The organism is Amycolatopsis jejuensis (assembly GCF_000717335.1).
Classification (GTDB): domain Bacteria; phylum Actinomycetota; class Actinomycetes; order Mycobacteriales; family Pseudonocardiaceae; genus Amycolatopsis; species Amycolatopsis jejuensis.
Genome location: NZ_JNYZ01000005.1, coordinates 160,704 through 182,664, shown reverse-complemented (window position 1 = coordinate 182,664; position 21,961 = coordinate 160,704). Strand labels below are relative to the sequence as shown.

The window sequence follows — 21,961 nt, the reverse complement described above, 5'->3', positions numbered from 1 at the left end:
GAAACCTCCGGGACTGCGGTGTCCCGACCACGACGGGTCGATGGGCGTCAGTATCGAGCCCGGCGGAAACGCAGATCCTTGGACGAGAGCCCAGACATTCGGCCCCGGCCTTGTGCCCCCGGCTAAAGCAGGACCCGGGCTGCCTCACGGTGTCGCAACACCGCGTGGCAGCCCGGGTACCGAGTGCTACTCCCCCATTCTCAAGAAGGCAGATTCCACTTCTGTGCGGGACTGTTGTTGCAGGTGTACAGCTGGACCTGGGTGGATTCCTTGGTCGTGCCGCCCGGGACATCGAGGCACTTCCCGGAGTTCGGGTTGCGCAGCGATCCGTTGTCCGCCACCCACTGCTGGGCCCCGCTGTTGTTGCAGTACCAGAGCTGGATGTGGGTGCCATCGGCGGTACCGGAGTGGTCGACGTCGAGACACTTGCCGAGCACTCGCAGCGTGCTGTCGGTGCCGACGGTCCAGTCCTGGGCGTACGTGGAGTCGCAGCCGTAGATCTGGATCGGGGTGCCGTCGGCGGTCTTCGAGTTCGCGTCGTCGAGGCAGATGCTCGCCCCGACCCCCGAGGTCACCGGCCCGACCCGGGGTCGGGCCGGTCCCGGAGTGTCCCCGGCGTACGACGGCGGCGCGGCCGACGGGTCCGAGGCCCACGAGCGGTTGGCCGCGGTGCCGAGGTTGTAGGTGAGCGTGCCACCCGAGCTGACCGCGCCGGGCGGGGCGAACGCCTTGTTCCAGTCCGATCCATTCCACGAAGCCGACTGCACGTACGGCGCGTTGTCCGCGGCGCCGTTGCCGTTGATCGTGAGCGCCTGCCCGGACGGGAGCGTGACCACGGCCTGGGTGAACACCGGCGAACCCAGCGCCAGGTCGGCGGTACCCGGGGTCTCCGGGAACATGCCGAGCGCCGACCACACGTACCAGGCACTCATGGCCCCGAGGTCGTCGTTGCCGTCGGCGAGGCCGTCCGGCGCATTGCGCCAGATCTGCTGCTGGATCGAGCGGACCGTCTCCTGCGTCCGGTACGGCGCCCCGGTGTAGTCGTACTCCCACGGCAGCTCGATGCTGGGCTCGTTGCCGACCCAGGCGTACCCGTTTTCGCCCTTGTAGCTGCGCAGCACGGTGTCGAGGTAGTGGTTCATCACCGTCGGGCCGCCCTTGGCCTGGGTGAGCCCGGCCAGGTTGAACGGGATCATGCCGGTGTAGATGAACGAATCGCCCTCGACCATGCCGGTGTCGCCGGTCGGGTCGAAATTGGACACCCAGCTGCCGTCGGCATTGCGGGACTGGATGAACCCGGACTGCGGGTTGAGCAGGTTGCGCCAATCCTGCGCGCGGTTCTGGTACGTGCGCTGATTTGCGGTATCGCCGAGCGCACCGGCGAACGCAGACAAGGCGAAGTCGGCGGTCGCGTATTCCAATGTGGTGGCTGCGGAACCGTAGAAATTGCAGCAGCCGTATTGTCCGTCATGCGGCAGGTAACCCGGGTTGTTGAGATAGTTCACGCCTGGCCGGTCGTTGTTCTGTTGCGATGCTTGGGCAACCAGGCCGCGCAGCGCGGTGGCGGTGTCGAAGTCGCGGGCGCCGAAGGCGTAGTAGTCGGCGATGATGGCGGCCGCCGGGTCACCGACCATCACGTACGATTCGCCGTTGTTTTCCGACCACTTCGGGAAAATGCCGGTCTGCTGGTAGTCGTTCACCATGGACTGTGCGGTGTCGGACGCGACCTTCGGCGCGACCCACGCTTCCAGCTGCGCTTGCGAACGGTAGATGTCCCAACCGGAGTAGTTGCCGTACGCGGCATCGTGCCCGGCGTCGACGGTGTGCGTGCGGCCGTCGAATCCGGGGTACTGACGATTGGTGTCACTGATCACGTTCGGGTGCAGCAGGGAGTGGTACAGCGCGGTGTAGAACATTTTCTGCTGATCCGCCGAACCACCGGTGATCTTGATTTTGTTCAGCTGGTCGTTCCAGGATTTCGCCACCGCGGCGCGGGTACCGTTGAAGTCCCAGCCGGAGTTTTCCGCGGCACGGTTCGCGGCGGCATTGGCGGACGAGACGTAACTGAGCCCGACTTTTGCCTGTACCACCTGGTTTCCGGAGGTGTCGAACGTGACCGACCGGCTGCCGCTGCTCGAGAATGGACGGTCGAAAACCATGTCGAAGTAGACCGTGTACTTGTTTCCGGCGCCGCAGAACTGGCCACTGGTGACCTGTCCGCGCACCTGCGTGTTCGACACCACGCTGAATTGTGCGTTACTGGTGGCGTTCTGGCTCTTGTCCACTTTGAACACGAGGTTGGACTGGTTGCCCGCCGGGAAGGTGAACCGGCCCATGCCGCTGCGCGTGGTGGCGGTGAGCTCGGTGTTCACGCCGTTGTCGAGCTTCACCTGATAGTACCCGGCGGACGCGGATTCGTTGGCGTGCGAGAAGTTCACGTTCGCCGACGAGTTGACCCCGCCGGTGGTCGGCAGTACCGGCAGGTCACCCGCGGCACCGCAGCCGGGTCCGGCGATGTGGGTGAGGCTGAAACCGGTGATCGTGGAGTCCTTGTAGTTGTAGCCGCCGCCGGGCGGGCGGGAGTTCGTGTCGGGACTCCACTGGACCATGCCGAACGGGGCGTCGGCGCCGGGGAAGTCGTTGGCGTCGTTGGTCGTTCCGATGAACGGGTTCACCAGGGACGCCGGATCGGCCACCGCCTGGGCGGCTTGCGGGGCGGCTTGCGCCGGGACCGCCGACAGTCCGGCGACCGCCAGCGCCAGCGCGCAGCCGACTGCGGCGCTACGCGGTCTCGCGAGCACTCTCATCGCACAGCCTCATCTCTCTCTTCGGGGTTTCGCGGGGAAAATCAGCTGACCGGCACGCCACCCGCGACTGTGCCGCGGTAATTCCAGCTGCCGTGTCCGTCGCCGCCTTCCCAGGAATAGACGGAAGCGGCATTCGTGCTCTTGTCGAGGAGGAGGTAATCCGCATTGCCGCCACCGGTGAAATCGGCCAGCGCGACGGCACTCGAATCGGTGGTCACTCCCGTGGCGACCTGGCCCATCGATTGCCAGCCGCCTTCTTCGTCCCCACCGCGATTGAAGAAGGCATTCACCGCACCGCTCGGCGCGATCGTGACGTAATCGGCTCGCGCGTCGCCGTCGAGGTCGGCGAATCGGACACTGTTGGCGTCGGTCGTGGTTCCTCCGGCGACCTGACCGCGACCCAGCCAGCCTCCGTGGCCGTCACCGCCACGGTTCAGATAGGCGGTGACCACGCCGTTCGGGGCGATCAGGAGGTAGTCGGTGCGGCCGTCGCCGTCGAAATCGGCGAACCGCACCCGGCTCGGGTCGGTGGTCAATCCGGTGGCGACCTGACCGAGCGCTTGCCAGCCGCCGTGCCCGTCGCCACCGCGGTTGAGATAAACGCTCACCGCGCCATTCGGAGCAATCAGCAGATAATCGGCCCGGCCGTCGCCGTCGAAATCGGCGAGCCGGACGCGGGCCGGGTCGGTGGTCAATCCGGTGGCGACCTGACCGAGTGCCTGCCAGCCGCCGTGCCCGTCGCCACCGCGGTTGAGGAATACGTTCACTGCACCATTCGACGCAATGGTCACATAATCGGCCCGGCCGTCCCCGTCGAAATCAGCCCAGCGGATCTTGCCCGAGCCGCCGGATTCGGTCGCGGCGCCGAGCGGCGGATGCGCGGAAAACAACCCATCGGAATACGCCTTCGCGAGGGCACCGGAGAAACTTTCCGCCATCCGGCGGTACCCGGCGTCGTTGGGGTGCAGGTGATCCTGCATTTCCCCGGACGTGAGCGCGGGCGGTTCGACATAGCGGAACCGGTGCCCGGCTTGGTTTTCCCCCGCGGCGAAGCCCTTGACGGCCGAGTTGTACGCGGCGACCCGGCTCTCCAGCCCGGCCGAGGTCGGGATCAGGCCGAGCAGGAGCACGGTGACATCCGGCCGGTCGGCGTAGATCCGGTCGAGCAACCTGTGCAGGCGGGCCGGCGCGTTCGCGATGTCGATCCCGCGGTCGAGGTCGTTGATCCCGATGTGCAGCAGCACGACGTCCGGACGGTCGAAGGCCAGCCAGCCGCCGATGCCCGCGGTGATCTGGTCGATGGTGTACCCGCTGTGGCCCTCGTTGGCCGGGCCGGGCAGGCTGCCGTTCGTCTGGGTACCGACGAATCTGGGGGAATAGCGGGATTCCCCGGCCAGCATCGTCCACAGTGGAGCCCGGTAGGACGACACGGTGGCGCTGCCCGCACCCGCGGTGATCGAGTCACCGAGCGGCATGATCCGCACGGCAGGTCCGAGCGCGGCCGCACCGGCGGACGGCGGCACAGCCACGAGCGGGCTCACGGCGAGGGCAAGGACGGCAAGCAAACGACGGAGCAGCATGGGCGGCTTCCTCCGGTCACGGCGACGGTGGCGAGATCCGAACCCGCTCGGGCGAGCGGCGTGGCCCCCGGCTCCGCGCGGCTCCCTCCCGCCGGAGCCGGCAGGGAGCCGCGAGGACCGGGAAATCGTTGTGCGCTCCGGTAACGGGGACAATGGTCAGCCCGGCCGACAACCATGTCAACGGATTGGTTCAGACATGTCTTGTCAGAAATTCCCGGTCGGCAGCGTTTGCACCGAGGTCGGAGGCCGACCGCCGACAACGATGTCCGTACGGCTCAGCGCAGCGTGGCAGTGAGCGACCGGATGCCCTGCTCGAAAAGCCGGCCGTAGTCCGTTTCGCCGAGGTGTACCCGGAATTCGGTGAGCAGTGGGTAGTCGCCGCGCTGAATGGCGTCCTTCAGCTCGGCCATTTCCCCCGGAAGATCGGGATTGGCCTCGGTGGTCGCTTGTTCTTCGAGGACGTGCCCGATGGCGAAATTCACCAGCAGAATCGCGGATTCCGTCGCCTCGACCGCTTCGAGCCCGCCCTCGCGCAGGGCGCCCAGCAACGTTTCGGTGAGCCCCAGGGTGTTCGGCCCGGTGGAGTGGGTACCCGCATAGACGCGCGCGCCGTCGCGGCGAGACAACAACGCCGTGCGCAGATTCCGCAGCAAGGTCCGTACACGCTCGCTCGGCACCGTCTCGTCGGTCTCGGCGCATCCCGCCAGCAGCTCCTCCGCCATCGCGTTGAGCAGCGCGCGTTTGGTGGGGAAATAGCCGTACAGGGTGCCGACCTGGACTCCGACCGCGGTGGCGAGCTTGCGCATGGTGAGCGCGTCGAGCCCGGCTTCGTCGAGCAGGCGCAGCGCGGCAGCGGTGACGTGGGCCCGGTCGGCCGCCGGCGGGCGACCGCGGCCGCGAGCAGGGTGCGCAGTCATGACACAGCGAGCCTACCAGCGCGTTTGACAGCTTCCGCGAGACGGCGGCACACTGACGGAGTATTAAATGAACGTTGTTCGAAAAAGGAGGCGATCATGGACACCGACGTGGTGATCAGCGGCGCGGGCCCAGCCGGTCTGCTGCTCGCGAGCGAACTCGCGCTGGCCGGGGTACGGGTGCGGGTGCTGGAACGGCTGACCGCCCGGCACGAGCAGTCCCGCGCGCTCACCCTGCATCCGCGGAGCATCGAGATCCTCGACCTGCGCGGGATTGCCGGCCGGTTCCTCGACGCCGGGCACACGCTCCCCGGCTGGCATTTCGCGAGCTTGCCGACGCGGCTGGACTTCTCGTCGCTCGAAACCCGGCACGGCTACACCCTGTTCCTCGCGCAGGCCCAGACCGAGCGGCTGCTCGAGGAACGCGCGCGGGAACTGGGGGTCGAGGTCGCTTATGGACACGAGGTCGTTTCCGTGGCGCAGGACGAAAACGGCGTCGACGTCGTCGTGACCGGGCCGGATGGGGAAGCCACCCTGCGCGCGGCGTACGTCGTCGGCTGTGACGGCGCGCGGAGCCGGGTCCGGGAAAGCGCCGGGATCGGTTTCCCCGGCTCGGACACCACGGTGACCGGCATGCTCGGCGATTTCACGACCGTCGATGCGGCGGCGATCGCCGAGGGCGGGGGTCCGCTGATGATCGTGCCGCTGTCGGACGGGGCGACCCGGTTCGTTGTCGTGGATCCCGACCGGATGCACGTGCCGACGTCGGAACCGGTGACCTTCGAGGAGTTCCGCGCCGCGGTGGTCCGGATGACCGGCCAGTCGTTCGGGATCGCGGAGCCGCGGTGGCTGTCCCGCTTCGGCAACGCCACCCGGCTGGCCGAAACCTACCGCGCCGGACGGGTTTTCCTCGCCGGCGATGCCGCGCACATCCACTTCCCGGCCGCGGGCCAGGGCCTCAACGTCGGCCTGCAGGACGCGATGAACCTTGGCTGGAAACTCGCCGCCGAGATCAACGGCTGGGCCCCGCCCGGCCTGCTCGACACCTACCACGCGGAGCGGCATCCGGTCGGGAAATCGGTCACCGACAACACGTTGTCGCAGGTCCTGCTGCTGGAGCTGCTGCTCGTGCCGCAGTACCAGCGCCCGGTCGCCGCACTGCGCGACCTGCTGAACGACCTGCTCGGCATTCCCGAGGTCAACGCGCGCCTCGCCGGGCTGGTGACCGCACTCGGCACGACCTATCCGTCCCCGGACGATCCCCTCATCGGCACCCGCATGCCGGACCTGGATCTCGACGGGCCCGGACAGCGGGTTTCGAGCCTGCTGCACACCGGGAAGTTCGCCTACCTGACGTCCGGTGCCGCCCCCGCGGTCCCGGCGGACCGGGTCACCGTGGCTGCGCTGCCGGAGAAATGGGAGGCCGAGGAGGTGCTCGTGCGCCCGGACGGGCATATCGCGTGGGTCCGCCGTCCTGGTTCGGCGCCCGCCGATCTGTCCGCTCTGTCGGCTTGGATCACCGCATGAGCGCGGTCGAGTACCTGAATCCGGCTGGCCTGCACCGGATTCCGGGCGCCCTCACGGCGTGCGTTGTCGTTCGCAGCGCCGGTCTGGTGTTCCTCTCCGGCCAGGTCGCGTGGGACGAGCACGGCGCGCTGATCGGCGACGACCATTTCGCGCAAATGCGGCAAATCGTCCGCAACCTCGATCTCGCGCTGGCCGCCGCAGGCTCGGGGCGCGACCTCATCGTGAAGGAGACGGTCTACGTCGTGGACCACCAGCCGGAGTTGCTGCCGGGCCTGCTCGTCCCGCTGCGCACGAGCGGGGCGGAACCCCCGGCGAGCACGCTGGCCGGGGTGAGTGCGTTGTTCGCGCCCGGGGTGCTGGTCGAGGTCGACGTCGTGGCGGCGCTGCGATGAGCCACTACGTCCTGGTCCACGGATCGTGGTGCGGCGGCTGGGTGTGGGACGACATCGCGGCCCGGCTGCGCGCCGGCGGGCACACCGTGGAGACGCCGACGCTGTCCGAGGGTTCCGGTCTCCACCAGCACATCGACGAGGTCGTCTCGCTGCTGGAGCCGGACGACGTCACGCTGGTCGGCCACAGTTACGGCGGGATGGTGATCACCGGGGCCGCCAGCTGTGCCCAGGTCCGCGAGGCGGTTTATCTCGACGCATTCCTGCCGCGGCCCGGGGAATCCGCTTTCGATCTGCTGCCGATGCTTCGTGGGTTGTTTGCCGAGGCAGCAGCTGGGGAAACCGTTCCCCCATTCGGATTCGACCGGTTCGGCATGACCGATCCGGCATTCCTCGCCCGGCTACGGCCGATCAGCATTGCGACGCATACGGAAGCATTGCCACGTGCTGCCGTTTCTCCACAGCGGTATGTGCTTTTCGGCAGCCAGTCCCTTTTCGCGGGGATGGCTGGTCGCGCTTCGCAATGCCAGGTGCTCGAGACCGGCCACTTCGGACTGGTGACCGACCCGGACACCGTCCACTCGGCAATCATCGAAAGGCCCGCACCATGACCGATGACCTGGAACAAGCCCTGATGCAGCGAGCCTGGACCGACGCCGCGTTCCGCGATCTCCTCCGCGCGGACCCCCGGGCCGCCCTGACCGAACTCGGCGTCGAGGTACCCGAGGAAATCGAAGTGGACATCCGCGTACAGGACCGGCGCACGCTTTATTACCTGATTCCGCCGCTCCGGTCCGAGCCGGTCGAAGGCGTCGAGCAAATCGATCTCTGGCGCAGCGCCGACCTGTTCTGCTGGATCATGCCGGAAAACCTGAAAGCGTCGCTGCTGACCATGCGCCGTTCCTTCCGCGAGAACCGGAGCATTACCTCATGACCCCAGAAGAACTGTCCCGGAACCATTTCCGTCAGCTCACGACCGACCCGGAAGTACGGGAGGAATTCGTCACGGACCCGAGAGCCGCACTCCGCAAGCATTTCGGCACCGTCCCGGACGGCGACTACCGCGTGGAAAGCATCGACGAACGACCGGGTCTGATCACCATCCTCCTGCCACCGGAACCGGCCGACCACGTACCCGTGTTCGACCTGTTGTACGCCAACGGAACCGGCGGTTTCCTCATCCCGGACGAAGACCTGACCTGGGTCGTGCGCGGCATGCGATCCTCCTGGCTTCGCGCAGCCCAGTCACCGTGACCCGGCAGCCTCCAGCTTCGCGGTAATGGGTTCGAGCTCGGCGATCAGCCCGTCGAGCTCGGCCGGGGCGAGGGCGTCGTACGGCGCGTCGGCAAGCTCGTCGGTCAGGGTTTCGATCCGTTCTTTGGTCCGGCGGCCGGAGTCGGTGAACCGGCCGCCGGAGTCGACGAGCCCGCGCTCGCGCAAGCCGTCCATGACCTCGGCCAGCCGTTGTTTCGGCAGGTGATGGATGCGTCCGAACGATTCCGCCGGGTGAATTCCCATGTCCAGCGCGGACAGTACGTGCGATTCCGTGCCGCCGATCCGCTCGCTGAGCAGGGCGGCGATGTGCCCGTCCCCGCGGTGCTCACGCAGCATGGTCGCGGAATGCCACAACCGGGCGACCGGGTCACCCGGGATCGGCAGCGTACGCATCCCGGCGTACATCATCCGGCCTTCGGTGGGTGCGCTCGTCGCGGCTTTGGTGGCCAGGTCGGCCGCGCGTACCAGGCCCGGGGAGCCGACGAGCTCGTCGCCGAGGATTCGCCGCACGGACGCTGCGCTGCCCCGCAGCCTCGCCGCGACGGACGCCTCGGGCGGGATCGTCTCCCACGCGCTCGGGATGTGCCGCGCGGCCTCGCCCTCGGCGAAGTTGTAGAAAGCCGCGTGCACGACCTGCGCCGGCACCCGCCCCAGCGGCGCGGCGCGGCTGGCGAAATAGCCGTCCCAATAGGTGCGGTGGCCGAGCGCGGCCAGCTCGTCGTTGCACTCGTCGGCGAAGAACGTGACCAGGCAGATCGGCTCCAGGAGCTCGAACATCCGGCGGGCGATGCGGGTCATGGCCTGCATGGTACGGCTCACGGCCAGGACACCGACTCCTCCAGCGCCCATGGTCCGGCTCACGGCCAGGACACCGACTCCTCCAGCGCCATCCGGACCGCGGCCTCGCCCAGCACCGGGCCGAACTTGAACCCGTGCCCGTTCAGCCCGGCCAGATGCACGACGTCCCGCTCCCCCGGCCGCAGATGGAAATGCCCGTCGGCGGTGGTCGGGGCCAGGCACTGGAAGGCGCTTTCCGCTTTGGGGTCCAAATCGGACCGATGGGTGCGGACGTACCATTCCGCGTCCCGGACCCCGTCCGCCAGCGCGGTTTCCCCGGGATAGGGGCGCATCGGCATCACCTTCGCCGGGGTGTCGGCGTCGAGGTTCGGCATCCCGCCGAACCGGCGGCCGTCCGGAAGTTCGTGGATGAACGGCGGGAACGACAACGGCTGCGCGCCCCAGAACCACGGCACGACGAGCTGGTCCAGCTGCAGCGGAACACCGGTTTCCTGCGCACCGGTGGCCACGACGACCTTCCGCGCGTGATGAACCCCGTCGCGGGCCCGGAGCCGGACCGAGCCATCCACCGGCTCGATGTCGGTGATCTCGCATTCGGTCTCGACGGCCGCACCGAGCGCCCTTGCCCGGTCCAGCATGGCGGTGATGGCGTTTTCCGGGCTGACCAGACCTGCGTTGCGTTCGAGCACCCCGGCTGTTCCGTTCCGTAGCCACGGGTAACTTTCGGCGAGATCGACGACGTCCATGGCGATGTCGAACTCTTTTGCTTGATCCAGCGCCGAAGTGAGGAGCGGCGAATCACGTTCGCCGAGCAGCAGCAGTCCGGTGTGGAACCACACGCGTTGCGCCGCCCCCGCGTCGAGTTCGTGCCACAGCCGAAGGGAACGCCTCGCGGGCTCCACATAGGACTGTCCTTCGTAGGCACTCCGCCGCACGATTCTCGTGCGCCCGTGCGAAGAACCCAGAGCGTGCGGCGGCGTACCGAGGTCGAAACCCACCATCCGCAGCCCGCGTTCGGCCCCGCGCCACAACGTCGACGCTCCGGCAATACCCAGCCCGACCACCGCGATGTCGTACACCTTCACACCTCCGGAGCGAAAACCGCCTGGACGTCGAGACCCAAAGAGAGCGCCACCAGCAACCGGAGCCGGGCCTTCACCGGCGCAAGATCCCCAGCCGGGACGACCCCGGCCGCGCGCAGGCCAGTCTCCGATCCGGGGCCGCCGTACGTCGAGGTCAGCACGGTCCCGCGGCCACAACGGGAGGCGAGCACGACCGGTTTCCGGCTCGCCAGGTCATGCACCGCTTCCGCACACCACTCGGGCACGTGCCCACCACCGGTCCCCGCGATGACGAGGCCGTCGGCTTCGCCTGCCGCACGCAGCAACCGGTCGCTCATTCCGGCGGTGACCCACACCAGCTCGACCGACGCGTCGAGCTCGCCCGGCCTGCCGAGCGGCTTCCGGCGAGCGCCCGGCCGGTACCGGACCACCCGGTCCTCGACGACCGCGCCGACCAGCCCGCCGGGTCCGCTGTCGAAGCTGTGCGCCCGGTTCGTATGGGCTTTGGTGACCCACTCGGACGCGTGGATCTCGCCGTCGAAGACCACGACCGGACCGTCCGCAGCCAGGCCGGGACAACCCGCCGCGACCACGGCAGCCCGCAGGTTCGCCGGTCCGTCCGCACCCGGTTGCTCGATCGCGCGCATCGCCCCGGTCAGCACCACCGGAACGGGCACGTCGAGCACGAGGGACAGCAGGTACGCGGTCTCCTCGAGGGTGTCGGTGCCATGTAGTACTACGATTCCGTCTGCCCCGCCGTCCACCGATCTCTCGATGTCCACCGCGAGGCCAAGCATGTCCGACGGCCGCATGTTGCGGCTGGAAGTCTGCAACACCTGGCGGGCGCGGATCCGCACGTGGTCACCGAGACCGGCGGTGCTGCGGAGGTCAGCCGCACTGAGCGTCGGAACGAGCCGCCCGGTGACGTCCTGCGCGCTCGCGATCGTGCCGCCGGTACCTAGGACGTCGATCACCGGCCCTCCCGCGGCGCTCACCAACCCACTCCAGCACTCTCCGGCTTTCGTCCGGCACTCTCCGGCTTTCGTCCCGCACGCTCAGGCTCTCGACCGGCACTCACCGAGCCACCTCCAGCGCTCGACCGGCGCTCACCAGCACACCTCCGGCACTCACCGAGCCACCTCCCCCGGCGCTCTGGCGGATTCCGGCCCCTCGTGCCGGGCCCGCACGAGCCGCCCGGCCGGTTTCCCCTCCACCACTCCGTCCCGCATCGCGACCCGCCCGCCGAGCACCGTCGCGACCGGACGACCCGTGAGCCGCCGCCCTGACCAGGGCGAAAGCGGGTGGAGCGCGTGCAGGTCGGCGTCGCGGACCTCGAATTCGGCAGCCGGGTCGACCACCGTCAGGTCGGCGTCCGTTCCCGGCAGCAGCGAGCCTTTCCGCGGGTAGAGCCCGTACAGCTTGGCGGTCGAGGTGCTGAGCACGTCGGCGAGACGGACCGGGTCGAGGCGTCCGCGCGCCATCGCGTCGAGCATCGTCGGGACCAGCGTTTCCACCCCGACCACCCCGGCCGGTTGGGTGTCCAGACCGGCGGCTTTCTCCTCGAGCGTGTGCGGCGCGTGGTCGGAACCCACCGACACGACGACGCCGTCCCGCACGGCCTGCCACAACGCATCCTGGTCCGCACGCTGCCGGATCGGCGGGTAGACCTTCATGATCGGCCCGATTTCGGCGTAATCATCGGCGGTGAAAGAAAGGTATTGCGGACAGGTTTCGGCACTGATCCCCACGCCGTCCGCCCGTGCCTGGCGCACGATTTCCGCCGCTTCCGCGGATGCCATGTGCACGACGTGGAATCGGCATCCGGTAAGTCGCGACAAATGCGCCGCCACCGCGACGGACGTCGATTCCGCAGACGCGGGCCGCGCGTTCAGCAAATCGTCATACGTGGCAAGGGGATGTCCGAGCTCTTCCTCCGCCGCCATCAGGATATGCCGGTCTTCACAGTGCGCGGCAAGCAATCCGCCGCGCTCGGCGACGCGCCGGAACAACGTGAGGACGTCGCCGTTCTCCGGTGGCGCAATCACCTGGTCCGCGGGCAGATCGCTGATGTTGTAGACCAGGGAACGGGTGTCGCGACGCAACGCGTACGCCCAGAACAGTTTCACGGCGACGACCCCGGCATCGAACAATTCGTCGACCGCCTCGATATTCTCCGCCCCCAACGCCATTCCCCACAATGCGAAATCGACCCACGCCTGCGGTTCGAGCGCTTTGACCCGGTCGTCGAACGACGCCCGGTCAGTGACCGGCGGGACGGAATTCGGCATTTCCAGCACGGTGGTGACGCCGCCGTGCAGCGCGCCGAGGGTCGAGTGCCCGAAGGTCTCCTTGTGCGTGAGGCCCGGATCGCGGGAGTGCACGTGCGGGTCGAGGAACCCGGGGAACACCAGCTTGCCGCGCGCGTCGAGGACATCGTCCGCCCGGGTTTGCTCGCCCGGGTCGAGCCAGGCCGCAATCCGGCCGTCGGCGCAGACCACGTCCGCCGCGAGCAGCCCGGACGGGGTCACGATCGTGCCGTCTCGGATGACCAGCCGCACGGTGCGTCACTTCCTTTCCGCTGGAATGTCGAGCTGGATGAGCGCCGGACCGTCCTCGGCCACCGCCCGTTTCATCGCCGCCGGGAGCTCTTCGGGGGACACGCGCACTGCCGGTACGCCGAAACCGTGCGACAGGTTGACCCAGTCGATCTCCGGTGACCGCAAGTCCATCAACGCCTCGACCTCCGGCGAAACCCCGGTGATCCCGGCACGTTGCTGCTCGACGGACAGGATCTGGTAGCGATGGTTGGCGCAAATCACCGTGGTGACGTTCAATTCCTCGCGCGCTTGAGTCCACAATGCCTGGAGGGTGTACAGCGCACTACCGTCCCCTTGGACGTTCACCACCGGCCGCTCCGGTCCACATGCGACCGCCGCCCCCGTCGCAAGTGGACCGCCGATCCCGATGGACCCACCGGTCAACCCGAGATACGTGAACTCCTTGCGGCCCACCGCATGCTCGAACACGTCCGGCGCAGACGTGATCGCCTCGTCGACGTAAATCGCCCCCTCGGGCAGCACGTCCGCAATCAACGCACTCAGTCCATTGTCGACTGGTTTGGCCGGTTCGGCCGCCACTTTCCCTTTTGCATCGACAATTTCCGCAATCGCCTGTAACGCACCCACGACGTCATCGGTCACCCGAGCAGCCGGAAACACGACCGTCTCATCGGGAATGACGTGCGACGGCCCACCCTGGTACGCAAAAATGGCCACCGGTTCGTCCAGCCCCGCCAGCACGACCGTGCTCGCACCGGTCAGCTGAGCAATCGCCGCGTCCGGGAAGTAACCGAGCCGCTCGATCACCGGCACCCCCGGCCCGGACTCCATCCGCGCCGGTTGCCGCTTACTGAACACCCGGCACCCGGTAGCCGCCCGAATCCGCCCCGCCGCAACCAGCCCTTCCCGTGACAGTCCCGCTCCGTCGACGATCAGCACCGCGTTGTCCTTGGCCAGCTCCCTGGCCGCCTGCTCGACCCGCCCGGCATCAAACCCAGCCGCCCACGGCTCCCGACACCGGTGCGGTTGACTCCGGGTGACCTCCCCCCACTGCACGTCGGTCGGAAAGACCACAGTGGACACTCCCCGCCCCTCGACCGCAGCCGCGTAGGCAAGCTGGAAATCCGCCGCCGCGTCATCGCTGGCCCGGGTTTCCCTGACGAACAGCGAGAAATACTGGGCCAGCCCCGAAACATCAGACGACAGCAAGGAATCCTGATTGAGATGCCGATTCGCATGCGTCCCGACGACGTTCACCACGGGACTCGCGGCTTTGCGCGCGTTGTGCAAATTGGCCGCCCCGTTCGCGAGCCCAGGCCCGAGATGGAGCAGGGTCATCGCGGGCCGCCCGGACATCCGCGCAAACCCGTCGGCCGCCCCGGTACAGACCCCCTCGAAAAGCCCCAGCACGGACCGGATCCCGGGCGTCCGGTCCAACGCGCCGAGCAAATGCACTTCGGTAGTACCAGGATTGGCAAAACACACGTCAACCCCCGCACCGACGGCCGCCTGAAGCACGGAATCCGCACCGTTCACCGGAACCCACTTTCGGATCGACGGCAGCGTGCTCTTCTGGTCGGCACCGCTTGCCTTATCGCTACAGTGAGCACTGTAGTGCTTGGTGCAGTGCGGCGGCAAGATGGAAGCGTGGATTCGGGTGGTTCCTGGGGGCGGGGTGGGCGTGAGTGCCGGGAGGGCGGGGTTGGCGGGGCCTCACCGGTCGGAGCGGCTCAGTTGGGTGAACGCGCCCGGCCTGGGGAAGCGCACGGTGAGTCGGGAGGGCAGCGAGATCACGACGGTGGCGGCACGGTGGCGGTGCGTGCGGTGGCGGTGCGGTGGCGGTGCGGTGGCGGTGCGGTGGCGGTGCGGTGGCGGTGCGGTGGCGGTGCGGTGGCGGTGCGGTGGCGGGGTTACGGCACCGGCAGCACCACCAGTGGTCGCAGCACCGCTGCGACGGGCACCGGCCTTCTCCGTGACGGCAGCCGCCTTCTCCGTGACGGCGGTGGCCGTCGCCGCGGCGACGGTGGCAGCGCAGCAGCAGCAGCCGCCGCGGCGACGGTGGTAGCGGCGGTGGTGCTAGCCGCCACGCGGCGGCCATGGCAGTAGCGGCAGCGGCAGTCTTGGCAGCAGCAGCCTTGGCAGTGATGGCAACTGCAGTGGCGGCGGGCATCTGCTCCGGCAGGCAGCATTCGTTCGCAGCGCCAGCGCGGCGGCAGCCGTTCGCAGCGCCAGCGCGGCGGCAGCCGTTCGCAACGCCAGCGCGGCGGCAGCAGTTCGCAACGCCAGCCGCGGTCGCATCCTTCGCGACAACGGAAGTCGCCACGACGACGGTGTGGCAGTCGTAACAGCGGCGACACTCGGGGCGGCGGTAGCCGCCGCATTCGCGACATCGGCAGTCGCCGTCACGGTGGTGGCAGCGCGGCTGCGACGGCTGCACCGTGGCGACAGAGAACACTGCGGTGGCAGCAGCACCGTGCAGCCGGGGCAGTCGTAGCGGCCGCGACACAGGTAGTCGCAACCGCAACGGCAGCAACGGCAACGGCAACCGCAACGGCAACGGCAGCAACGGCAGCAACGGCAGCAACGGCAACGATGCCAGCAGCAGCGGCGGTGCCAGCAGTCACGGCAGAACGGCAACCACCGCCGCAGTGGTCATGCTGGTTGCTGGAGCAGTCGCCGGGGAGGAGTCACCCGCCGGCCAACTCGCCGGATCCCCCAACCCAAGACGACTCACCCGCGGAGGCTCACTCCGCGAAATCGCAAGAGAGCACCTCCACCAGGCAAATCGACCCAGCGGGTCCGGACCGCAAACCAACCCGGCCCAATAAACTCAGCCCGCCTCACCCTTCCGGGTCACATGCACATTCCCCACCAAACTATAGATATCCCCCCGCGGGCTGACCGCCCCCGAGACCAGCGCGCGGACCACCCGCTCACTATTGTCAAACGCCTCCCGCTCAACAAGATCCCGTGCCTTTTCCACATCCCGATCCCGGATTGCGTCCAGGATGTCCAGATGCGTACCCGTCATCTTGTCCGGCGGCAACCCGTCTATCCCCAGATGGAAGAACCGCGACGAGGAATCCAACGCCTGCCCCAAAGCCGTCACCAAACGTGGATTTCCCGCCAGTTCCGCGACTGCCAGATGGAACTTCCGGTTCATCGCGACGCGTTCCGCACCCTCCATCGGTTCCTGCGACGCCACCGCGAGCGGCCGCAGTGCATCCACGTCCTCCGGTTTCGCCCGGTCGATCGCCAGGGTCACGATGGCGCTCTCGATCGCCCATCGGAGTTCGGCCAGCTGGCGGATGTCCGCGAACGTCATCGGGGCCACCTCGAACCCGACGGCGGACCGGCGCGTGATCAGGCCTTCCTGGCGCAGCCGCTGGATCGCGTCGCGTACCGGGGTCGGGCTCATCCCGTACTCCTTCGCGAGCCCCTGTTCCGAAATCGGCGTACCCGGCGCCAGCGCGCACGTCAGGATGCGGTGGCGCAGGTCGTCATAAGCGCGCACCCAGGCGGGCGGGCCCCCCTTGCGCGTCGTCTGCTTGGCCACGATATCCCTTCGACGAAGTCGGCGAGCTCAGCGAGATCAGCACTGTACTCACCACTATGGTACTTGCTTCAGTTCCCGCCCCGCACTGTCGACCCAGCGGCGCGGCTGGTTCTGCAGGTGCACGAGATTGGTCTGCATGTCGCGCACGATCCGCTCCATCGGGTTCGCCGCGTAAATGCTCGCCGACCCGGTCATCTCCACCGCCAGCTCCAGCACCCGGCGCGCCAGCTGCCCGGTCACCGGTCCCATCGCGAGCATCCGCGCGAACTGCCGGTCGTCCAGCAGCCCGCCGCGGCCGAACAGCACCTCGTCGAACTCGTCGGCCACCGCGTAGGCGTGCGACCGCGCCACGTCGAGCAGGCTCGCCGCCTCCCCGTACAAGCGCTTGATCCCCTCCCGGTCCGCCAGCGGATGCGGACCCGACGTGATGCGATCCCGCACCACCGCCAGCGCATGCCCGGCAATTCCGAGAGTGATTCCGACCGCATTGTAAAACGGCAGCTCCACGTGCCGGTTCAACGGATCCGCCGCAACATCCGGGGCCGCCGAACGGACGAAGAAATGACCATCCGGAACAAACGCCTGTACGACCGAATACGAATTGCTGCCACTGCCGCGCATTCCGGTCACATGCCAGTCGTCCTCGATCGTCACGTCCTCCCGCGGCAGGTACGCGCCCAGCACCAGCGGCGCTCCGCCCGGACCGAAAACCTGCGTGTCACCGTCGAAAACGTGGACCCCGCCGAGTACCTGGTCCGCGGAATGCACCCCGCTGCCGTAACTCCACCGCCCGGTCACCGAATATCCGCCGTCGACCTTCCGCGCCTTTCCCGGCGGATTGAACGAACCCGCAGTCGCATAGTCAATCGACGGATACAGCGCGTCGACCGCCTCCGCATCGAGCCGGCTGGCATAAAACCCGGAGTCGGAAAGGATTTTGACGTTCCACCCCACCGAACCGTCGGCCGAGCACAGCAGTTCCACCACGCGGGTCTGATCGCGCAGGGTCAGCTCGGGCCCGCCCAGCCGCCGCGGGAACGCGAACCGGAAACATCCCGCCCGGGCCAGCACGTCCTTCAGCGGCTCGGTGAGCCTGCCCAGCCGTTCGACCTCGTCGGCCTCTTTCTCGACGAACGGCAGCACCGCGCGAGTGTTGGCGAGGATCGCCTCGGCGTCGACCGGATCCGCCAGCTCGGGCCCGGTCTCAGTAACGGTCGTCGACATGTCCCTCTCCCTCTCCAGCCATCAACCCCGCCCGTACCAAGGCGTCCGCAACGATCCGGTCTTCCGGCTCCGCCAATGCGAGCAGCGGTTCCCGCAGCTCCGACCCCGCGCGGCCGAGCAGCCGCATTGCCGCTTTGATCCCCCGGGTCGCACTGCCGAACTCGAGCACCGGCGACAGGCTGCACAGCCGCCGGTACGAATCGAACTCCCCGCGCGCCCACTCCTCGGCAACGCCAGCCGCCAGCTCCGGGGCAAGATTCGCTTCCGCAGAAAGAAATCCGTCCGCTCCCAGCGCGACCGCCGAGAACCCGTAGCCGACCGAACCACTGTGGACAGTCACCGGATGCGGTGCGGCAGCGGCAACCCGTACCGCATCGAGCACATAGGACATCTGGCCGGTGTTCACATGAAGACCCTGTACCTGTGGATAGTCGGCCAGCAGCCGCGACAGCACCTCCGGCGGCACGAGATAACCCATGTTCTCGTGCGTCGACAGCACCACCGGAAGCGAAACCCCGTCCAGCACCGTCCGGAAGTACCGTTCGATCTCGCGCGGCCCGGGTCGTCCGCCATGGCCAAGGTCGAGCGAATACACCTGCATCCCGTCGAGCCCGCTGTCCGCCACGACCTTCGCCAGCTCGATCAGCTCACCTGCCTGCCGCGGCTCGAAACCGCTGGCATACACCCGAATCCGGCCCGCCGCAGCTTCCCGGGACACCTCATACAGCCGCACCGTCTCCGCCGCCGAAAGCGTATAGCCCTGCCCCGGAGAGGAACCACCGATGAAGACATCCAGCCCAGCAGCGGCGATCGCATCGACATGCTGCCGCAACGCCTCGACGTCCAGTGTCCCTTCCGGACCGAACGGCGTCACCATCATGACCCTGATCGACACACTCATCGCAACCCCCGTCCCGCGGCCGGCAGCAGATCCTCCGGCCGGTACGGCAGCCGGGTCGGCGCAATGCCCAGCGGGCGCACCGCATCCACGACCGCATTGGCCACCGCACCGTGTGGTGCGATGGTGCCGACCTCCCCGCATCCCTTGCTACCCAAGGTGTTCACCGGGCTCGGCGATTCGTAGTGCACAATGGACACTTCAGGGACGTCGGTGGCAAGCGGCAGCAGGTAGTCGACGAGGCTCGACGTCACGATCTGCCTGCCCTCGTCGTAGGCGTGCGCTTCCATCAGCACACAGCCGATGCCGTTGGCAGCGCCGCCCTGCACCTGCCCGTTCACCAGATCCTCTTTGATCACCACGCCGCAGTCGTGGACGATCGTCATCGCGGTGACCGACGGCAGGTAACTCACCGGGTCCACCTCCACCACCGCGAGCGCCGCGCACTGCGCCACCACGTGCTGCTGATCGACCGTGCGGGTCTCGTCCGCACCAGGTTCCACGTCGAGCTTCTTCACCGCTCGCAACGCCTGTACCAGGCTTTCGAAAACCCCGACCGCGCCGCGGCTGGCGAAAGTACCGGTGCCCGGCGGGCACAAATCCGTGTCACCTTCCAGTACGTCGATCACGTCAAGGGAAACCCCGAGTTCCTGCGCCGCAATCTGCCGGTACGTTTCGGCGTGCCCCTGCCCGGCCTCGGCCGCGCTGGTCCGGATCTCGATCCGCCCGTCGTCCTTCACCACGACCCGGCTCGCGTCATACCCCGGAATCGACTCCATGCCACGGTTTGCGTAGTCCGCCGCGCACACGCCACTGCCCTCATTGAACAGTCCGATCCCGACTCCGACCAGCCGCCCCTCGGCCCGCGCCGCATCCCGGACCTCGCACAGCCGGTCGTACTCACCGCGTTCCCGCAGCAACTCCAGCAACGACGCATAGTCCCCGGAATCAATCCGGCTACCGCTCGCGCTACGCCCGGGCAGCTCCGGAATCCGATTGCGATACCGAATCTCGAATTGATCAAGATCGAGGTCCCGCGCAATCAGATCCACCATCCGCTCGGTGGCATGCACAGCAGCGAGCGCACCGACCCCGCGATGCACCCCAGCCGGACATCGGTTACTGGCAACACCTTGGGCTACGTAGCGGAAACCTTCCAGGTCGTACGGCCCGAACACCGCACTCGCACAGGTAATCGTTTCCGAAATCGGAGAATGCGGATAAATACTGTACGCCCCGGCGTCATGCACAGTTTCCTGGTCCACCGCCAGAAACCGGCCTTCTTCACTCACCGCGACCCGGAGCTTGATCGTGGTCTCGTGCGCATGCGCACTCGCGATCAGATTCTCCCGGCGATCCTCGACCCAGCGAACGGTGCGTCCCAGTTTCCGCGCGGCCGCCGCAACAGCGACCTCCTCGGGAAACACATGTGCCTTCAACCCGAACCCGCCACCGACATCCGGTACGACCACCCGAACCGCGCGTTCGGCCAGCCCCAGCGACTTCGCAACGACCAGCCGTACGATGTCGGGAATCTGCGTCGACGTCCACACCGTGAGCCGGTCGTCTTCCCAGCTCGCCACCACCCCACGGCATTCCATCGGCATCGCCGACACTCGCGAGGTCGAAAACGTCTCCTCGTACACCCGATACGCCCGAGCAAAAGCGTCGTCGACGTCGCCATTCTCCTGCGAAGCACGATAGAAGACCCCATCCGGAATCCCTTCGTGCAACGGCGTTCCGTCCGGCAACGGCTCATAGTCCACATCGGCCTGATCGGCAAGATCCTCGGCGTGGTAACGATCTGCGGCCCACACGAGCGCAACGGGCTCACCCACGAACCGGACCCGGTCCGCAGGCAGCGGCTGCCACTGCGAATCGCCCAGCCCGTGCCCGACGATGACCAGTGGCTCGATTTCCCCGGCCAGATCGGCGCCGGTGAACCCGTCGGCAGTACCCAGATCGATCGACGTGATCCGCGCGTACGGCACCGGCGAACGGACGAACGCGACCTCCAGCACGTCGTCGAACTCCAGGTCGGCCAGGAACGCGCCCGTTCCGCGGAGCAGGCCGGACTGCCGGTCGTGGGTCAGCCTTGGCATTCCTGCACCGCCTTCACAATCCCCGCGTACCCGGTGCAGCGGCACACATTGCCGGACAGTTCCCTGCGGATCTCGTCCTCTTCCAGCCGCTCGCCGCGGTCCAGAATTTCCTGTGCACTGACCAGAAAACCGGGCGTGCAGAATCCACATTGGAGCGCCGCGTGCTTCCGGAAGGCTTCCTGCAACGGACTCAGCCCCGAGCCGTTCGACATCCCTTCGACCGTCCGCACTTCAGCGCCTTCCGCCTGTACGGCCAGCACCAGACAGGCCCGAACCGCCTGTCCGCCAAGCAAAACCGTGCATGCCCCGCAGGCGCCCTGTTCACACCCGAGATGGGTGCCGGTGAGCCGCAGCCGGTCGCGGAGGAAGTCCGCGAGCGTCATCCGCGGCTCGGCCTCGGCCTGCCGCAGCCGGCCGTTGACCGTCATGCTCACTCGCATGCCTGCTCCACCACCCGTCGCACCAGTGCCGAGCCGACTGCCCGGCGGTAGTCCGGGGACGCGTGGATGTCCCCTCGAACGTCGATCTCCCCTGCCGCAATGGCCACCAGCTCGTCGCCCGGCGAACCGCCACCACGCAGGTACTCCTCGGTGGCCACCAGCCGGTGCGGCATGGCTCCGGTGGCGAACGCGACCACCGCCCACTCCCCACCGATCCGCACCGCCACGACGCCGACCAAGGCGAAATCCCCGTGCCGCCGCGCCACTTCGGCGAATCCCCAGCCGTCCACTGTGGCCGGTACGCGCACGTGGGTCAGCACCTCGTCCGACTCCGCTGCCGTCCACAGTGGACCGACCAGGAAGTCCGCCGCGGCGACCTCACGAGCACCCTCCGGACCGACCAGGCGCACGGTGGCGCCGAGGGCGAGCGCGAGCGCGGGCCATTCGGCGGCCGGGTCGGCATGCGCGAGGGAACCGCCGACCGTGCCGCGATTGCGGATCTGGAAGTGCCCGATCTCCGCCACCGCCGCGGGAATCAGCCCCGGCAGCAGCCCAGGAGCGAGCTGCAGCACCTCGGTCTCGGTGGTCAGCGCGCCGATCGTGGCCGACCCGTCGCGCACCTCGACCCCGCGCAGCTCCTCGATCCGGCCGACGTCGACCAGCATCGACGGCTGCGCCAGCCGCACGTTCAGCAGCGGGACCAGGCTCTGCCCGCCGGCGATCACCTTGGCGTCCTCGTTGTCCCGCAACAGCAGCACCGCGTCGCGGACACTGCCGGGCAGGCGGTACTCGAACTGCGCCGGTTTCATCGTCACCATCCGGTTTCACACGT

At 68.0% G+C, this 21,961-nt stretch carries 19 protein-coding genes; 5 read left to right on the top strand and 14 right to left on the bottom strand.

The features are described 5' to 3' along the window. Positions 1-200: 200 nt before the first annotated feature. The 3 genes from OO71_RS07385 to OO71_RS07375 all read right to left on the bottom strand — a co-directional run bounded on the left by OO71_RS07385 (position 201) and on the right by OO71_RS07375 (position 5,304). The gene (locus tag OO71_RS07385; RefSeq protein WP_063740016.1) at positions 201-2,807 is read right to left on the bottom strand and encodes a lectin; all 2,607 of its coding nucleotides are present in this window, start codon (positions 2,805-2,807) and stop codon (positions 201-203) included. Between the two features lie 41 nt (positions 2,808-2,848). Next, positions 2,849-4,387, bottom strand: coding sequence for an FG-GAP-like repeat-containing protein (locus tag OO71_RS07380; protein WP_033288889.1), 1,539 nt, complete (start codon positions 4,385-4,387; stop codon positions 2,849-2,851). Between the two features lie 275 nt (positions 4,388-4,662). Continuing rightward, positions 4,663-5,304 carry a TetR/AcrR family transcriptional regulator C-terminal domain-containing protein gene (locus OO71_RS07375; protein WP_033288888.1) on the bottom strand — a complete coding sequence of 214 codons (642 nt, stop codon included), beginning with the start codon at positions 5,302-5,304 and terminating at the stop codon, positions 4,663-4,665. Between the two features lie 96 nt (positions 5,305-5,400). Between OO71_RS07375 and OO71_RS07370 the strand changes: the two genes are divergently transcribed. The 5 genes from OO71_RS07370 to OO71_RS07350 are packed head-to-tail and all read left to right on the top strand — an operon-like array spanning position 5,401 to position 8,471. Beyond that, positions 5,401-6,828, top strand: coding sequence for an FAD-dependent monooxygenase (locus OO71_RS07370; RefSeq protein WP_033288887.1), 1,428 nt, complete (start codon positions 5,401-5,403; stop codon positions 6,826-6,828). Then, the gene (locus OO71_RS07365) at positions 6,825-7,220 is read left to right on the top strand and encodes a RidA family protein (protein ID WP_033288886.1); all 396 of its coding nucleotides are present in this window, start codon (positions 6,825-6,827) and stop codon (positions 7,218-7,220) included. Before OO71_RS07370 ends, OO71_RS07365 begins: the two co-directional genes overlap by 4 nt. Then, positions 7,217-7,828 carry an alpha/beta fold hydrolase gene (locus OO71_RS47135; protein ID WP_051791199.1) on the top strand — a complete coding sequence of 204 codons (612 nt, stop codon included), beginning with the start codon at positions 7,217-7,219 and terminating at the stop codon, positions 7,826-7,828. The genes OO71_RS07365 and OO71_RS47135 overlap by 4 nt, the downstream gene beginning before the upstream one ends. Continuing rightward, positions 7,825-8,151 carry a hypothetical protein gene (locus OO71_RS07355; protein WP_033288885.1) on the top strand — a complete coding sequence of 109 codons (327 nt, stop codon included), beginning with the start codon at positions 7,825-7,827 and terminating at the stop codon, positions 8,149-8,151. Before OO71_RS47135 ends, OO71_RS07355 begins: the two co-directional genes overlap by 4 nt. Beyond that, entirely contained in the window at positions 8,148-8,471 is a 324-nt protein-coding gene (locus OO71_RS07350) for a hypothetical protein (protein ID WP_033288884.1), read from the top strand. The genes OO71_RS07355 and OO71_RS07350 overlap by 4 nt, the downstream gene beginning before the upstream one ends. Here OO71_RS07350 and OO71_RS07345 read toward each other — a convergent pair. The 11 genes from OO71_RS07345 to OO71_RS07290 all read right to left on the bottom strand — a co-directional run bounded on the left by OO71_RS07345 (position 8,463) and on the right by OO71_RS07290 (position 21,938). Further along, entirely contained in the window at positions 8,463-9,290 is an 828-nt protein-coding gene (locus OO71_RS07345; RefSeq protein WP_033289119.1) for an SCO6745 family protein, read from the bottom strand. The two genes, OO71_RS07350 and OO71_RS07345, sit on opposite strands and share 9 nt — an antisense overlap. A gap of 59 nt (positions 9,291-9,349) precedes the next feature. Continuing rightward, positions 9,350-10,369, bottom strand: a complete 1,020-nt coding sequence (locus OO71_RS07340) for an FAD-dependent oxidoreductase (protein ID WP_162186041.1) — start codon at positions 10,367-10,369, stop codon at positions 9,350-9,352. A gap of 2 nt (positions 10,370-10,371) precedes the next feature. After that, on the bottom strand, positions 10,372-11,346 hold the full coding sequence (locus tag OO71_RS49930; RefSeq protein ID WP_162186040.1) for an asparaginase: 975 nt from the start codon (positions 11,344-11,346) through the stop codon (positions 10,372-10,374). 132 nt (positions 11,347-11,478) lie between these two features. Further along, positions 11,479-12,909 carry a dihydroorotase gene (locus OO71_RS07330; protein ID WP_033288881.1) on the bottom strand — a complete coding sequence of 477 codons (1,431 nt, stop codon included), beginning with the start codon at positions 12,907-12,909 and terminating at the stop codon, positions 11,479-11,481. A gap of 6 nt (positions 12,910-12,915) precedes the next feature. After that, positions 12,916-14,445 (bottom strand): acetolactate synthase large subunit, encoded by a 1,530-nt coding sequence (locus tag OO71_RS07325; RefSeq protein ID WP_033288880.1) that lies wholly within the window; start codon positions 14,443-14,445, stop codon positions 12,916-12,918. Positions 14,446-15,739: 1,294 nt separating this feature from the next. Continuing rightward, positions 15,740-16,465 carry a GntR family transcriptional regulator gene (locus OO71_RS47130; protein WP_051791195.1) on the bottom strand — a complete coding sequence of 242 codons (726 nt, stop codon included), beginning with the start codon at positions 16,463-16,465 and terminating at the stop codon, positions 15,740-15,742. Between the two features lie 54 nt (positions 16,466-16,519). After that, positions 16,520-17,689 (bottom strand): acyl-CoA dehydrogenase family protein, encoded by a 1,170-nt coding sequence (locus OO71_RS07310; RefSeq protein ID WP_051791193.1) that lies wholly within the window; start codon positions 17,687-17,689, stop codon positions 16,520-16,522. Further along, positions 17,670-18,590 (bottom strand): dihydrodipicolinate synthase family protein, encoded by a 921-nt coding sequence (locus OO71_RS07305; RefSeq protein WP_033288878.1) that lies wholly within the window; start codon positions 18,588-18,590, stop codon positions 17,670-17,672. Before OO71_RS07305 ends, OO71_RS07310 begins: the two co-directional genes overlap by 20 nt. Beyond that, a complete protein-coding gene (locus tag OO71_RS07300) occupies positions 18,587-20,689 on the bottom strand; it encodes a xanthine dehydrogenase family protein molybdopterin-binding subunit (RefSeq protein WP_033288877.1) in 2,103 nt (700 codons plus the stop codon). The genes OO71_RS07305 and OO71_RS07300 overlap by 4 nt, the downstream gene beginning before the upstream one ends. After that, positions 20,677-21,129, bottom strand: a complete 453-nt coding sequence (locus tag OO71_RS07295; RefSeq protein WP_033288876.1) for a (2Fe-2S)-binding protein — start codon at positions 21,127-21,129, stop codon at positions 20,677-20,679. Before OO71_RS07295 ends, OO71_RS07300 begins: the two co-directional genes overlap by 13 nt. Beyond that, positions 21,120-21,938: an FAD binding domain-containing protein gene (locus tag OO71_RS07290; protein WP_033289116.1), complete on the bottom strand. Its 819-nt coding sequence runs from the start codon at positions 21,936-21,938 to the stop codon at positions 21,120-21,122. Before OO71_RS07290 ends, OO71_RS07295 begins: the two co-directional genes overlap by 10 nt. Between the last annotated feature and the right edge of the window lie 23 nt (positions 21,939-21,961).